Here is a 13680-nt window from a genome sequence, read left to right as displayed (position 1 = left end):
TAGATTACTGAGGTTCGGTGTTGTGTGGGAACCTGCGTGGGCGATGCGAGTGCTGACAACAATCGTCGTTCGCCAGTATGCCGACAGAGGCGGACGAGGCATCCCCTCTTTGAGGGTATTTTGAGGAACTAGCCGATCAGCGGTAAAAAGTACCTCAAAGAGGGGAGGGGCCGTGCACGGGGCCATCCTATACTTTCGTGCGTTGTGTGGGGCTGCGCGCGGAGCGATATCGAGCGCAAGCCGTCGCCGCGAACGTTCCATTCGGGGCGGTTCCCCTAAAAGGGGCATCGAACACTCGCGCGACGACGGGACGAGGAAAACGACACTCACCGTACCTATGTGAGGGAGGGAGCACTAGGCTATGTCAGATTCCAATCTGAACCAGAACACCTCCGAGGATACGAGCTTCCCGGCCGCTGCGCCGGAGACGAACGCATCCGCGCCCGCGCCTCAGAGCGCCGGGCCCGAAGAGGAGCCCAAGCAGAAAACCTTTACGCGCCGCACGGTGCTGGCAATGGCCGGCTGCGGCGTTGCCGGCCTCGTGGTCGGCGGCGTGCTGGCGTCGTGGGGCGTCACGTCGGCCTCGATCGCTTCGGGGCGCATCGAGATACGCACCACGCCCACGAAGATGATCGTGACCGACCGTGCCCGCTGCTCGGGCTGCCAGCGATGCGAGATGATGTGCACGCTGAAGAACGACGGTCGCGTGTGCCAGCACATAGCCCGCGTGCGCGTGTGGCCGAACTACAACTTCGGTGCCAGCGTCGATACCAAGGACGGCATCTACGATAACTGCGAGTTCACTGTCGAGCACTGCAAGCAGTGCGCCGACCCGGCATGCATGAACTACTGCCCGGTCCACGCGATCTACGCCGACGAAGAGTCCGGTGCGCGCACGGTGGACACGAAGAAGTGCATCGGCTGCGGCATGTGCAGCCAGGCGTGCCCGTGGAACATGCCGCGCGTCGACAGCGAGACCGGCGTATCCACGAAGTGCATTTCGTGCGGACGCTGCGCCGAGCAGTGCCCGAACGGCGCCATCAAGTTCATCGATTGGGAGGATATCGCGCAGAAGGTCATCGACCAGGGCGTCGTGAGGACGACGACCCTCGTGCAAGCGTAGGCGTGATCGCTGGACATGTCCGGTTTCGGCCCGCTGAAAGCGCGGCCGATCCGAAGAGATGCGGAAAGGAGGCAAAAGCCATGGAATACGACGAGATGTTCACGGTGCTGTCGATGTGTTTCGCGCCCGTCGGGCAAGACGAGTGGAAGCAGCTGATAGACGGCCCGCTCTGGTCGGATTTTCTTGACGCCGCTCGGCGCGGCTTGCAGGACGACGACGCGCTCGGCGAGCCGACCAGCCCGATAGCCCGCGTCCGCAGCCGCTGCCCGCTTCAGGAGTTCCTTTCCGCCGGCGAGGTGAAGGCGCTGTTCACGCCGCCGACGTACGACGAGAAGCGGCTGTTCGCCGCACGCCACTTCACGGGAGGGCTGCCGGAATCGGCAGTGCCGGCAGAGTCGTTGTACACGACGTGGTCGAACGGGTCGCTGCCGTCTCCGTTCTCGAAAGCCGAGGGCATGTACCAGGGAGATTCGGCGCGCTATATGCGCGATCTCGTGGAGCGCATGGGCATGCGGGTGCCGCCGGAATTTTCGGCGTGCCCGGATCATCTTGCGCTCGAGCTCGACCTTGCAGCCGTGCTGCTGCGGTCGGGGATGCGAGATGCCGCCCGCCAATTCGTTTTGGAGCGGTTCTCGTGGCTCACCGCGTATCGCATGCGCCTGCTGGAGCTTGCCGACGACGCCCGGTTCTACATCGGGCTGGTCGACGTGCTCGTGGGCATGCGGGAGCATCTGGCGTTGACGTCGGGTGCTGGCGAGCAAGGGATCGACGCGGATGCGCGTGCCGAACGCAATCGTTTACATGCATGCATATAAGAGAGGAAGCAGCTATGTCAGAACACGCTATAACCAGGCGGAGCTTCCTGGCTGGCAGCGCCGGAGCGGTCGCGCTCACGGCGGCGGCCGGCTATGTGAGCTTCGACGCTTGGGAGCAGGCGCACGCTGATGACGGGGCCCAAGGGGGAGAAACCAAGACCGTCCATTCGCTGTGCAACGCCTGCTCGAGCAAATGCGGTTTCACGGCGTACGTCGTCGACGGGCGCCTGACGAAGCTTATCGGCGACGAGGACCATCCGTACGCCCAGGGCAAGCTCTGCGCCCGTGGCTACGGCTATTCCCAGATCGCCTATTCGAAGGACCGCCTCACCGATCCGCTCAAGAAGAACGACAAGGGCGCATTCGAGGCCATCTCGTGGGATCAGGCCTACAGCGAGATCGCCGAGAAGGTGAAGGCCATCATCGCCGACAAGGGGCCGCAGGCGCTTGCCATGGTGCAGGATCCGCGTCCGTCGGGCAAGTACTACACGAAGCGCTTCATGAACGCGCTGGGCTCGGCGAACGTGTACACGCACGGCGCTGCCTGCAATCTGTCGAAGGAAAGCGGCTTCACCCAGGCCATCGGCGCGGCCAGCTATGCGTCCGACATGGAGAACTCCAAGATGACGATGTTCATCGGCCGCAGCTACGCCGACGCCATTCGCCCCAGTTCGGTGGCAGAGCTGCAGCGCGCCCACGAAAACGGCGCGCATATCGTGCTGGTGGATCCGCGCTGCAACAACTCCATCGCGTTCGCCGACGAATGGGTGCCTATCAACCCCGGTACCGACCTGGCCTTCCTGCTGGCCATGTCGAACGTGCTGGTGACGCGCGGCCTGTACGACAAGCAGTATGTGGCCGATAACGCGGTGGGTTTCGAGGATTGGGCCGCGTCGCTGGCCGACTGCACGCCCGAATGGGCCGAGAAGATCACCGGCATCCCCGCAACCACTATCGCGCGTTTGGCTGTGGAGTTCGCCGAAGCGGCCCCCGCGGCGTCCATCGAGCCCAGCTGGCGCGGCGCGTTCGGCTGCTCGTACGCGAACTCCGGCGAGACGGCGCGCGCAGTATGCCTGTTCAACACGCTGCTGGGCTGCTGGAACCAGGAGGGCGGCGCCATCTTCACGCCCAGCGTGTCTGCGGGCGATGTGGACAAGGAGAAGTTCCCCAGCGTGCCGAAGCCCGAGAACAAGATCGCCGGCACCGAGGAGTACCCGCTGGCGCTGACCAGCATGGGCACGAACCTCTTCGCCGCCGAGCAGGCCAAGAACGGCGACATCAAGGGCATGTTCTTCTACAACTCGAACATGGCCGCCGGTTATTCGAACACGGCGTACTTGGCTGACGCGCTGTCGCAGCTGGACCTCATGGTGGTCGTGGACGTGCAGATGTCCGAAACGGCCCTGCTGGCCGACTACGTGCTGCCCGATACCAGCTACCTCGAGCGCCTCGAGCTGCCGGAGTTCATCGGTGGCAAGGTGCCGGCTGTCGCGCTGCGCGACCAGGTGCTGGAGAAGGTGCATCCCAACACGCGTCCGGTGGACCAGATCTTCTCCGAGCTGGCCGAGGCGTGCGGCGTGGGCGAGTACTTCCAGTTCAGCGTGGACGAGCTGGCCGACGCTCAGCTCCAAACCGTGGGGCTGTCGCTGGAAGCGCTGAAGAAGACGGGCACGGCGCACTTCCCCGAAAAGGAGTTCTCCTACGGCTCCACGCCGAAGTGGAAGACGCCCACCGAGAAGGTGCAGTTCGCCAGCGAGGCGTGCGAGAAGGCGGGGCTGTCGCCCTATCCGGTGTGGGTCGAACCGGCTGTCATGCCCATGGGCGACGAGCTGCGCTTGATCGGCGGCAAGCAGGCCATCCACAGCCACACCCAGACGGCCAACATCGAGGACCTCATGCAGATCACGAAGGACTACGACCTCACGCGCGTGTGGATGAACGCCGACACGGCTGCCCGCCGCGGCATCGCCGACGGCGACGAGGTGGAGGTGTCCAACGGCCAGCACACGGGTCGCGTGCGCGTGAAGGTCACGCAGCGCATCAACCCGACGGCGTTGTACATGCCCAGCCACTACGGTTGCTCGTCGCCCGACCAGCACACCGCCTACGAGGTGGGCCTGCGCCAGATGGACTACGTTCCCTTCCGCATGGAGCCGGGCTACGGGTCGGCCTGCACGCAGGAGACGGTCGTCAACGTTAAGAAGGCAGGTGCGTAATGGCTCGCTACGGAATGCTCATCAACACGAAGAAGTGCATCGGCTGCTACGCCTGCCGCGTGGCCTGCCAGCGCCAGAACAACCTGTTGCCCACCGAGGACTTCATCCGTTACGAGGAGCACGAGGTGGGAACGTATCCCAACGTGCGCGTGGAGACGGTGCCTTTGCAGTGCATGCACTGCGAGGACGCCCCCTGCGTGGCGGTGTGCCCCACCGGCGCCGCCTATATCGGCGCGGACGGCATCGTGGGCGTGGACCACGGCCGCTGCATCGGCTGTTTGTACTGCATGGCGGCGTGCCCCTACCAGGTGCGCGTGCGCAACGAGGAGACGGGCGCGGTGGACAAGTGCCGCTTCTGCACGGTGTCGGCCGAGACGACGGGCACGAAGATGTGCTCGTGCGTGGAGGCTTGCCTGACGGGGGCGCGTATGTTCGGCGATCTGGACGACCCGGACAGCGACATCTCGAAGGAGATCGTCGCGACGAACGCGCAGCCTATCGCGGGCGACCTGACCAAGTCCAAAGTATTTTACGTGAGGTGATGAACGATGACGTTTGAACCTATTTGGGGTGCCATCATCGCATGGTATCTGTTCCTCGCCGGTCTCGGCGGCGGCGCGTTCGTGACCTCGGCTTTTCTGGGGTGGCGACATCCCGAGGCCGTGTCGATGCGCAAGATCGGGCATCTGGTGGCGCCTATCGTGGTGATCATCGGCCTGTGCTTGCTGATGTTCGATGCGAAGGCGGGCCTCATGAACCCGCTGCGCTTCGCCCTGCTGCTGACGAACTTCGGATCGGTCATGACCTGGGGCGTCGTGTTCCTCGGCGGCTTCACGGTGATATCGCTGGTCGTGGTGGTCCTCGACTTCATGAAGAAGCGCGTGCCGGTGTGGCTCGATATCGCCGGCGTGGTGTTCGGCGTGGCCGTGGCCATGTACACGGGCGCCCTGCTGGGCGTGTGCAAGACGTTCCCGCTGTGGAACAACGCGCTGCTGCCCATCCTGTTCCTCGTGTCGGCCATGTCCACCGGTGCGGCGTCGGTGCTGCTCATCGGCATCTTCAGGCACGCTGACGAGTTCAACCGCGTGGGCGTGCTCAAGAAGTTCCACTTCTGCCTGCCCGTCATCGAGCTTGTGCTGATCGCTGCGCTCATGTTCATCACGTGCACGAATTCCACGGCCGGCTGGAACTCGGTGATGTCGCTGCTGGTCGGCGGATACGCGCCGCTGTTCTGGATCGGGCTCGTGCTCATCGGCCTCGTGCTGCCCACAGCGCTGGAGACGTGGCTTCTGTTCTTCAGCCCGAAGGAGTTCGAGGAGAGCCGCAAAGCTCACTGGATCAGCGCCGCGTCCGACGCGGGCGTGCTGGTGGGCGGCTTCCTGCTGCGCTACCTGGTGGTGGTCGCGGCCCTGCCGCTGACCATGGTGGTGCCCATGTTGTAACGGGCATCGCCCAGCCTGATGTTCCGCGCGCCGCTCCTCCGGGGCGGCGCGCGTGCGTTTGCGGGCTGCCGAGCGTTTCCGCTGCGCAACGCTGGGATCAAGGACTTCTCACGCGGCCGATCTGGTATCTGTTACCTGCGTTTACGTGCTTTTGCACTATAATAGATCGCTTCATGGAAAGGTAATCTGATCAACGGTATCACGAAATATGCTCGCGAGTGGTCGCCCATGGGCTTGGCGCTGTCCTGCGTTCTTGCCGGATTCGCGCTATGCCTGCATGCCGACAATCTGCTGCTGGGCGCCTATGCGCTCGAAGGGGCGGCGGATCTGTTCATCCATTCTTTCCTTGCGGGCGTGGTGGCGTTGTGTGTCGTCGTGTTCGTCTCGGCGCACGACGGCGAGAAGCGACGCTGGTCCATCGGCGTAGGGTTGCTCGCATCGATCGCGGGCGTGTTGTGCGCGCTGCTCTACCAGGTTTTGCCTACTCCGGTGAGCGCTGCGGGTGCTGGTTTGTTCCTGGGCTTCGGCCTGACCTGCCTGCTGCGTCAATGGGGTCGCTACTATCGTCTGTTTTCCTACCAAGGGGCACTGCTCAACACGATGCTGGCATTCCTGGCGGCCTCGTGCTGGTGGTTCGTGGTGTCGCATGCCGGCACGCCGTTTCTGTTCTGCCTTGGAATGCTCGTCTTGGTATCGTGCGGGGCGCTGCCCTTGCTGGCGAGCCAGATCGTGCAGGCCGACGAAATCAAGGCCGGCTTGCGCAGCGTCGTCGCGGTAAAGCCGCTCGAAACCATGCGCGAAGTCATGCAGAAGGGATGGGCGGCGGTTGCCGGCCTCATGTTCAACTTCTTCACGATCGGTTTGACGCTATGGTCCGATCGGATCGGTGTCGAGTCCGGGGACGTCGCGTACAAGCCGATGGCGTATCTGCTGCTAGCCATAGTGGTATGGTGGGTAGTTGCGCACGCGTACCGCGCGCGAGGCGGCATTCTTCAAGCGTTCTACCGTATAGCGCTTCCCGTTGCAGCGGCTCTCATGCTTGTGTGCCCGATCGCCAACGCTACCGGCGCCTTGTCGGGGCTGATGCTGTTCTCTACCATCTCCTATTTGGGCGTGGCGTTGATGAATGTGCTGGGCCTCGTGGTTCTGTTGTGGATGGCGAAGAGTTCCGACGTGGGATTCTCCAAAGTGTTCGCTGCGTTTTGCGCAAGCTGTGCGGCCAGCGTGGCGGTCGGCATGACCGTATTTCAGCTGTTCGGCGCTCACGCCCAGTTGCTGTGGTCGAGCGTCCTGTCGATCTACATCGTGGCTGTAGTGCTGAGCGAGGTGGTGGCGGCCATAGGGCGGCTCCATGCGGCGGGCGAACCCGCGCGGAGGGCGAGCGAAGAGGGCGAGCTGCTCGACTTGGCCGAAGAGGTCGAATAAGCATCTGGCATCCGGTTGGCCGCTGTGTTGATTTGGCGCGAGCGTGCGCGCGAACCTCGTCGGAAAGCCTTATGAGGTTTATCATATACGCAGATGAAACGGGGTGCCCAACCTGTTTGCACCCCCGTACGACCCAAGAAGGAGATGCTCATGGACGCACGCGTGTACGAATTGCTGAACGATCAGATCAACAAGGAGCTGTACTCTTCGTATCTGTATCTGTCCTTCGCCGACTACTACGAGGAGGAGGGTCTCGAGGGCTTTGCCAACTGGTACGAGATCCAGGCCAAGGAAGAACGCGACCATGCTCTTATCTTCCGCAACTACCTGCACGAGAACGGTTGCAAGGTGAAGCTGCTGGCCATCGATCAGCCCGACAAGGAATTCACCACGTTCCTGGAGCCGTTGGAGGCCGCGCTCGAGCACGAGAAGTACGTGACCAGCCTCATCAACGACATCTACGCCGCCGCTGCCGAGGTGAAGGACTACCGCACCATGAAGTTCCTCGACTGGTTCATCGAGGAGCAGCAGGAGGAAGAGGACAACGCCGACAAGATGATCACCCGCATGAAGCTGTTCGGCTCCGATGCGAAGGCCTTGTACGACCTCGATCAGGAGAACGCCGCGCGCGTGTACTCCGTGCCGTCCCCGCTGGCTGCTGCGGAATAGGCCGCAAGCGTCTCCGAGCTATCGCGCCCCCGCCCATGCGGGGGCGTTTTTTCGTTTACAGCGAACCCAGGTACTGCCAGAAAAGCCGTGCCGACGACGAGAGTGGCGCTCCTTTGCGTTTTATGCCGTAGGTACCGAACGCACTGGCATGCGGCACGGCGATGCGCACGAGTGCGCACCCCTCCTTCGGGTCGTTGAGCACGTGGGGTGGAAACCCGAAATACAGCGCATGCTGTTGCGTGGCGCTTCGGACGAGTAGTTCGGCGTCGGACGTGGTCATGAGGATATCTGGATGCGCGCCTGCCGCCTCGCACGCCTCGACGAAGTAGCGGTGCAGGTGGTTTCGCTTGCCGAACGTCACGAACGGCTGCCCGTCGAGGTCGCTCAGCTCCAGCTCTTTGCGCGCGGAGAGCGGGTTGTCTTCGGGGACGAACGCGTACACGCCCGTCTCCACCACCAGCATGGGGTCGAATTCCTCGAGGTACTGCGGAGCCGATCCCACGAGGCTGATGTCGGATTCGCCCGTGCGCACCATGTCGATGGCTGTTTCCGTGGTCACCTCCTCCACCGACAACACGATGTCGGGATGCTCTTCCCGAAATGCGTCGATGGCTCGATCAGGCATGGAGAGCGCCGTGCCGTGCGCCATGGCCACCGAAAGCGTTCGGCGCAGCGCAGGGGCGCCGACGCAGCCGACGTGGCGGCGCTCCAGCTGTTTGAAAGCTTCCACAACCGGAGCGGCATCGTCGAGCAGCGTGCGCCCGGCATCCGTCAGCTCCAGATGGTTGTCGCGATTCGCCAGTAGCGGTTGCCCCAGTTCGTGCTCAAGGTTGCGCACGGCCTTGCTGAGCGCCTGGCGCGACAGAAAAAGCTCGTCGGCCGCCTTGGTGAAACTCCCCAGCTGTGCCACGACGATGAAGTAATCCAGTTGCCGAATATCCACGGTCCCCTCCCAGAAGCCGTTTCGTGTCGGCTCCCAGCATAGCGCATGCCGACGCCTTCTTGATACCTCCGATCATGATCGGAGCGCAAGCAGAAAACAGTTGCGGGTGGGCAACTCGAAGCTGCTTTCTTGCGATGCGGCTCGGTACGTAAGATGGGGATGCCTGCAAGGGGCAGGTATCTAACCAGGAGGGAGCACATCATGGGAAAGCAACAAAGATTCTCGCGTCGTGATTTTCTGAAGTTCGGAGCGGTGGGTGCGGCCGGAGCAGCGGCAGCGGGCATCGTGGGCTGCACGCCCAGCGGCGGCGCGACCGACGAGGCGAAGGCTGCATCGCCCGCAATGGACGGCGCGATCAACTCGTCCGACGCGGTGCTCAAGCTGACCGACGGCATGCCGAAGTGGTCGTTCATGATTCCGCCTGAGCCCGTTCCCGATGATCAGATCACCGAGACGGTGGAGAACGACATCATCGTGGTGGGCGGCGGCATGTCCGGCTTCACCACGGCTGTGTCGGCGGCCGAGCAGGGCGCGAAGGTGACGCTGTTCTCGGCGGCCAGCGCTCCTATCTCTCGCGGCGGCTCGAACTACGCGAAGAACTCGAAGGTGATGGAAGAGCTGGGCATCGAGCCGTTCGATCCAGTGCCGTTCTACTATCACGAGATGCGTGCCGCCTCGTTCGCCGTCGACCAGCAGAAGTGGATGCGCGGCTATAACGAGTCCGAAGAGGCTATGAACTGGATGATCGACATCGCCCGCGAGAGCGGCCTGCAGGTCATCATGGAGCGCGACAACACGTTCGACCTGGGGCCGAACTACGCGCACGCCTTCTCCACCGAGGGCAACAGCGCCATGGTGTCGACGGGCCAGCAGGGCGCCGTGGAGGCGCTCGAAGCAAAGGCGCAGAAGCTGGGCGTGGAGATTATCTACGACACGAAGGCCGAGCAGCTCATCCGGGAGGACGACAACAAGGGCCGCGTGACGGGCGTTATCGCTTCGAAGATGGCCGACGGCAGCTATGTGAAGTTCGTCGCGAAGCAGGCTGTGGTGCTGGCCACGGGCGACTTCTCCAACGACAAGGAGATGCTGGCCGCGTACTGCCCGATGGTGCTGCCGCTAGTGGGTTACGAGCAGGGAGAGATCGACTACAACACCAGCTTCAACCTCACCGGCATCTACGGCGGCGACGGTCAGAAGATGGGCCTGTGGGTTGGTGCGGCGTGGCAGCATGCGTATCCGAACGCGCCCATGATGCAGGGCGCCTGGGGCGGCAGCCACGAGCCGTGCGGCTTCCACATGGGTTTGAATGTGAACATGAACACCGAGCGTTACCAGCGCGAGGATATTTCGGCGCCTTACAGCTCGAATCACCTGTTGTCTCAGCCGGGCAACGTAGCGTATGGCATCTGGACGGCGAATTATCCGCAAGCCATCCTGGACAAGGGGCACGAGTGGTATTCGTTCGGCATGGATTACACCTTGCCCCCGCTTACTCCCGACGAGTTGGTGGCCATGTGGGACGCAGGTGTGGAGACGGGAGCGTACTTCAAGGCCGACACGTTGGACGATCTGGCTAAGCAGTTGGGCTTGGACGCTGCGAAGCTCAAAGAGGTGGTCGCGCGCTACAACGAGCTGTGCGACAAGGGCGTGGACGAGGACTTCTACAAGAATCCCGACTTCCTCGTGAAGATAGACGAGGCGGGCCCCTTCTACGCGGCGCAGAACTACGCGATGTTCATGACTGTTATGGGCGGTCTGCGAACGAGCAAGGACATGGAGGTGTGCGACGAGAACGACCAGCCCATCCCCGGCTTGTTCAACGTCGGCGCTATGGTGGGCGATATGTACGCCAACACGTACAACTTCGCTATACCGGGCAACAGCTACGGCATCAACTGCCTCACGTTCGGGTATCTGCTCGGGCGTGACCTTGCGGCCGGGAAGTTTGCGTAGCCGACCAGAAACGGAGGCGTGACAACGCGGTGACGATTGGCAACGATTTGGTTGTTCACCTGCACAAAAACGCTTCTGAGGGTTCGCAAACCGAACAAAAGAGCGTACAATCGGCGTTGTCCGACAGTTGATAAAAAAATCGCAATACGAACGAATAAAGACTATCTTCGCCAAGTAAACAGTCTCGTGAGGTATTGCTACGAACATCGTGTGAGCGGTGGGCTAGTAGGCTTTCAGCCAAGCGGTACTGTCGGTATTCCTTTCGATGAGGCCGGGGAGCATCCCCGGCCTCGTTGCGTCGGGGGGGGGCTCCGCTGCAAGCCCCCCATCATCGCCCGAAAAACACGCTCCACGCGCTGAGGCGTGTTTTTCGGGCGATGATGGGGTCCCGTGCGCTGGCAGCTTCAAGTTGACGCTGAGGGAAAGCATCGCCTGCGTGATCGATTATTGTCGTACACTGTGGATTGATACAAGGACACGGCTCCGCGCGATGCCGTCGGTTTCCCCGATTCCGTGCGACGCGCCGATGAGCACGAACGAGTGAATACGATAGGAGCAAGCATGCAAACTGCTTTGCTGTGGGCTGCCGGCGGGACCGGCTTCACCTTCTTGATGACCACGTTGGGCGCTGCGTCGGTTTTTCTGTTTCGCAAGCGCAACAGCATGGTGTTTCAGCGGATATTCCTAGGATTCGCGGCTGGCGTAATGATAGCGGCGTCTGTGTGGTCGTTGCTGATTCCCGCCATCGAGCGCGCGGAGGAAGCGGGGCAGGTCGGGTGGATTCCCGCTGCGGGTGGATTCGCCATCGGCGTGGCGTTCCTCATGGTGCTGCACCAGCTGTTGCCGCACCTGCATCCGGGCGAGAGCAAGCCCGAGGGCCTGCCCAGCAAATGGGATCGTCCCACGCTCCTGTTCACGGCCGTCACGTTGCATAATATCCCCGAAGGCATGAGCGTTGGCCTACTGTTCGCCATGGCTGCCCAGAACGGCGGCGACCCCGCCATGTTCGGCATGGCCGTGGCGCTGGCTATCGGCATCGGTATCCAGAACGTGCCCGAGGGCGCAGCAGTGGCGCTGCCCATGCTGCAGGAGGGCATGAGCGCACCGAAGGCGTTCGCATTGGGAGCGCTGTCGGGTTTGGCTGAGCCGGTGTTCGGCATCCTCGTGGTGCTGTTCGCCGGGCTCATCTCGCCGTACATGCCGTGGATGCTGGCGTTCTCAGCCGGTGCCATGATGTACGTTGTGGTGGAGGAGCTTATCCCCGAGGCGCATCTGGGCGAGCACTCCAACGCCGGCACGCTGGGCGTGATGGCCGGCTTCCTGGTCATGATGATCCTGGACGTGGCGCTGGGCTAGAGGCGCGGTGCAGGATGCTCTTTCTTGGAGACGCTGCTGGTAGTACTATGTGATACGTTGCACCACGAACAATCAACATGACGTGAACGCATGGCGGAAAGGAACGTCTATGGAGAACTTCGAATTCGTGTCGCCGACCCACTTCGTGTTCGGAAAGGGCGCTGAAGAGCAGGTGGGAAGCAAGCTGGCCGAGCGCGGTGCGCGTACGGTGCTGCTGCACTTCGGCGGCCAGAGCGCCGTGAAAAGCGGCCTGATCGACCGCGTGAAGGCATCGTTGGATGCACAGGGCATCAAGCACGTGGAGCTGGGCGGCGTGCGTCCGAACCCCGAGATCACGCTTGCTCGCGAAGGCATCGCGCTGTGCAAGGAACACGATGTCGACTGGGTGCTGGCCGTGGGCGGCGGCTCGGTCATCGACTCGGCGAAGGCCATCGCCGTGGGCGCGCACTACGACGGGGACGTGTGGGATTTCTTCGAGACGAAGCGGCTGACGGACGACGTGCTGCCCATCGCCGTGGTGCTCACCATCCCGGCTGCCGGCAGCGAGGCGTCGAAGAACACGGTGGTGTCGAACGACGCATTGCAGATGAAATCGGGCTACGCGAACAACGCCCAGCGTCCGAAGCTCGCGTTCATGAATCCTGAGCTCACGTTCACGCTGCCCCCGTTCCAAACAGCTGCGGGCCTTACCGACATGTTCTGCCATCTGCTGGAGCGCTTCTTCGACGACGTGGGCGCGGTGCCGGTGACGGACAACCTGTGCCTGTCGCTTATGAAGACGGTGCGCGCCGAGGCGCCGCGCGTCATGGTGGATCCTGAGAACTACGATGCGCGCGCGAACGTGATGTGGGCCGGCATGTTGTGCCACCAGGGCCTCGCCGGCGTCGGCCGTCACGAGGACTGGGCGACGCACGGCCTGGAGCACGAATTGTCGGCCCTCTATCCCGAGATCACGCACGGCGCAGGCCTGGCCGTCATGTTCCCGGCCTGGATGGAGTTCGTCTACGATGCGAACCCGGCGCGCTTCGCCTACTACGGTCGCGAGGTGTTCGGACTGGCGCCTACGGGCGACGTGAACGCCGACGCGCTGTCGGCCATCGACGAGACGCGCTCGTTCTTCGCCTCGCTCGGCATGCCTATCACGCTCGCGGAGCTCGACGTGGAGGAAGACGACATCGAGAAGCTCATCCCTACGCTCAAAGAGAACAAGGGCGAGCCCTTCGGCAGCTTCAAGAAGCTCACCATGGACGATGCCCGCGAGATCTATAGGATCGCGTTGTAACGGCGCTTGCTTTTGCGCCGCCCGTTCGTATAATAGAGGCGAGCCGCAGGGAGCTCTAACTCCCCACGGCTCTCGAATCGCTTCGGCGGTTTGGCTACTTTTCTTACGGCTCCTTGTCCTTGCGGATCGGGAGCCGCTCCACTATTGCGGTCAAAAAACCCAGCAAGCTGGAAGCGAACTCAAGGATCGCCGCTATCAAGGCCAAAACGGTCATGGCGTCCACCTCCCTCCGTGCGGTCCCTCGCTCGGGAGCATCTGGTGGAAAGGGGTGTGGTGCCGCGCCGCCTCTGCGCTTCGTACCTCTTAGTATAGCGACCGCGTATCATGCGCAGATGGCGCGCATCCAGCGCGGATCTTCCTCGATCTCGCGCGCGTCCGACGCGCTTGCCACGCGGATTCCACGTTTCTCGCCGGCGTTTCCGACGCGGTTTCCACGCGAATGCGATGCGAGGCTAG

General features: G+C 62.8%; 11 protein-coding genes. 10 read left to right on the top strand and 1 reads right to left on the bottom strand.

Going from position 1 to position 13680, the window contains the following annotated elements; all coding sequences use genetic code 11:
• Positions 1-361: 361 nt before the first annotated feature.
• From HMPREF1023_RS05910 to HMPREF1023_RS05880, 7 genes are all read left to right on the top strand, one after another.
• The gene (locus tag HMPREF1023_RS05910) at positions 362-1123 is read left to right on the top strand and encodes a ferredoxin-like protein (protein WP_009305282.1); all 762 of its coding nucleotides are present in this window, start codon (positions 362-364) and stop codon (positions 1121-1123) included.
• 80 nt (positions 1124-1203) lie between these two features.
• The gene (locus HMPREF1023_RS05905) at positions 1204-1938 is read left to right on the top strand and encodes a molecular chaperone TorD family protein (protein WP_009305281.1); all 735 of its coding nucleotides are present in this window, start codon (positions 1204-1206) and stop codon (positions 1936-1938) included.
• Between the two features lie 14 nt (positions 1939-1952).
• Positions 1953-4154: a molybdopterin-dependent oxidoreductase gene (locus HMPREF1023_RS05900; protein WP_009305280.1), complete on the top strand. Its 2202-nt coding sequence runs from the start codon at positions 1953-1955 to the stop codon at positions 4152-4154.
• On the top strand, positions 4154-4696 hold the full coding sequence (locus HMPREF1023_RS05895) for a 4Fe-4S dicluster domain-containing protein (RefSeq protein ID WP_009305279.1): 543 nt from the start codon (positions 4154-4156) through the stop codon (positions 4694-4696). The genes HMPREF1023_RS05900 and HMPREF1023_RS05895 overlap by 1 nt, the downstream gene beginning before the upstream one ends.
• A gap of 6 nt (positions 4697-4702) precedes the next feature.
• Positions 4703-5596, top strand: coding sequence for an NrfD/PsrC family molybdoenzyme membrane anchor subunit (gene nrfD, locus HMPREF1023_RS05890; protein WP_009305278.1), 894 nt, complete (start codon positions 4703-4705; stop codon positions 5594-5596).
• A 228-nt stretch (positions 5597-5824) separates the two neighbouring features.
• Positions 5825-7021, top strand: a complete 1197-nt coding sequence (locus HMPREF1023_RS05885; protein ID WP_009305277.1) for a hypothetical protein — start codon at positions 5825-5827, stop codon at positions 7019-7021.
• Positions 7022-7171: 150 nt separating this feature from the next.
• On the top strand, positions 7172-7690 hold the full coding sequence (locus HMPREF1023_RS05880; protein WP_009305276.1) for a ferritin: 519 nt from the start codon (positions 7172-7174) through the stop codon (positions 7688-7690).
• 55 nt (positions 7691-7745) lie between these two features.
• Here the strand turns inward: HMPREF1023_RS05880 and HMPREF1023_RS05875 are convergent, their stop codons facing one another.
• Positions 7746-8633, bottom strand: a complete 888-nt coding sequence (locus HMPREF1023_RS05875; RefSeq protein ID WP_009305275.1) for a LysR family transcriptional regulator — start codon at positions 8631-8633, stop codon at positions 7746-7748.
• Positions 8634-8834: 201 nt separating this feature from the next.
• Between HMPREF1023_RS05875 and HMPREF1023_RS05870 the strand changes: the two genes are divergently transcribed.
• From HMPREF1023_RS05870 to HMPREF1023_RS05860, 3 genes are all read left to right on the top strand, one after another.
• A complete protein-coding gene (locus HMPREF1023_RS05870; protein WP_009305274.1) occupies positions 8835-10586 on the top strand; it encodes an FAD-dependent oxidoreductase in 1752 nt (583 codons plus the stop codon).
• A 561-nt stretch (positions 10587-11147) separates the two neighbouring features.
• Positions 11148-11942, top strand: coding sequence for a ZIP family metal transporter (locus HMPREF1023_RS05865; protein WP_009305273.1), 795 nt, complete (start codon positions 11148-11150; stop codon positions 11940-11942).
• A 109-nt stretch (positions 11943-12051) separates the two neighbouring features.
• The gene (locus tag HMPREF1023_RS05860) at positions 12052-13224 is read left to right on the top strand and encodes an iron-containing alcohol dehydrogenase (RefSeq protein WP_009305272.1); all 1173 of its coding nucleotides are present in this window, start codon (positions 12052-12054) and stop codon (positions 13222-13224) included.
• The last annotated feature ends 456 nt before the right edge of the window (positions 13225-13680 follow it).

The sequence above is a fragment of the Eggerthella sp. 1_3_56FAA genome (assembly GCF_000185625.1).
Taxonomy (GTDB): domain Bacteria; phylum Actinomycetota; class Coriobacteriia; order Coriobacteriales; family Eggerthellaceae; genus Eggerthella; species Eggerthella lenta.
Note: the sequence above shows the minus strand (reverse complement) of the source record. Positions and strands in the feature narration are given on the sequence as shown.

Excerpts from the sequence above, each read along its gene's own strand:
- HMPREF1023_RS05885 (WP_009305277.1), top strand. The coding sequence starts at position 5,825 with ATGGGCTTGGCGCTGTCCTGCGTTCTTGCCGGATTCGCGCTATGCCTG.
- HMPREF1023_RS05900 (WP_009305280.1), top strand. The coding sequence starts at position 1,953 with ATGTCAGAACACGCTATAACCAGGCGGAGCTTCCTGGCTGGCAGCGCC.
- HMPREF1023_RS05860 (WP_009305272.1), top strand. The coding sequence starts at position 12,052 with ATGGAGAACTTCGAATTCGTGTCGCCGACCCACTTCGTGTTCGGAAAG.
- HMPREF1023_RS05895 (WP_009305279.1), top strand. The coding sequence starts at position 4,154 with ATGGCTCGCTACGGAATGCTCATCAACACGAAGAAGTGCATCGGCTGC.
- HMPREF1023_RS05870 (WP_009305274.1), top strand. The coding sequence starts at position 8,835 with ATGGGAAAGCAACAAAGATTCTCGCGTCGTGATTTTCTGAAGTTCGGA.
- HMPREF1023_RS05905 (WP_009305281.1), top strand. The coding sequence starts at position 1,204 with ATGGAATACGACGAGATGTTCACGGTGCTGTCGATGTGTTTCGCGCCC.
- HMPREF1023_RS05880 (WP_009305276.1), top strand. The coding sequence starts at position 7,172 with ATGGACGCACGCGTGTACGAATTGCTGAACGATCAGATCAACAAGGAG.
- HMPREF1023_RS05865 (WP_009305273.1), top strand. The coding sequence starts at position 11,148 with ATGCAAACTGCTTTGCTGTGGGCTGCCGGCGGGACCGGCTTCACCTTC.
- HMPREF1023_RS05910 (WP_009305282.1), top strand. The coding sequence starts at position 362 with ATGTCAGATTCCAATCTGAACCAGAACACCTCCGAGGATACGAGCTTC.
- nrfD (WP_009305278.1), top strand. The coding sequence starts at position 4,703 with ATGACGTTTGAACCTATTTGGGGTGCCATCATCGCATGGTATCTGTTC.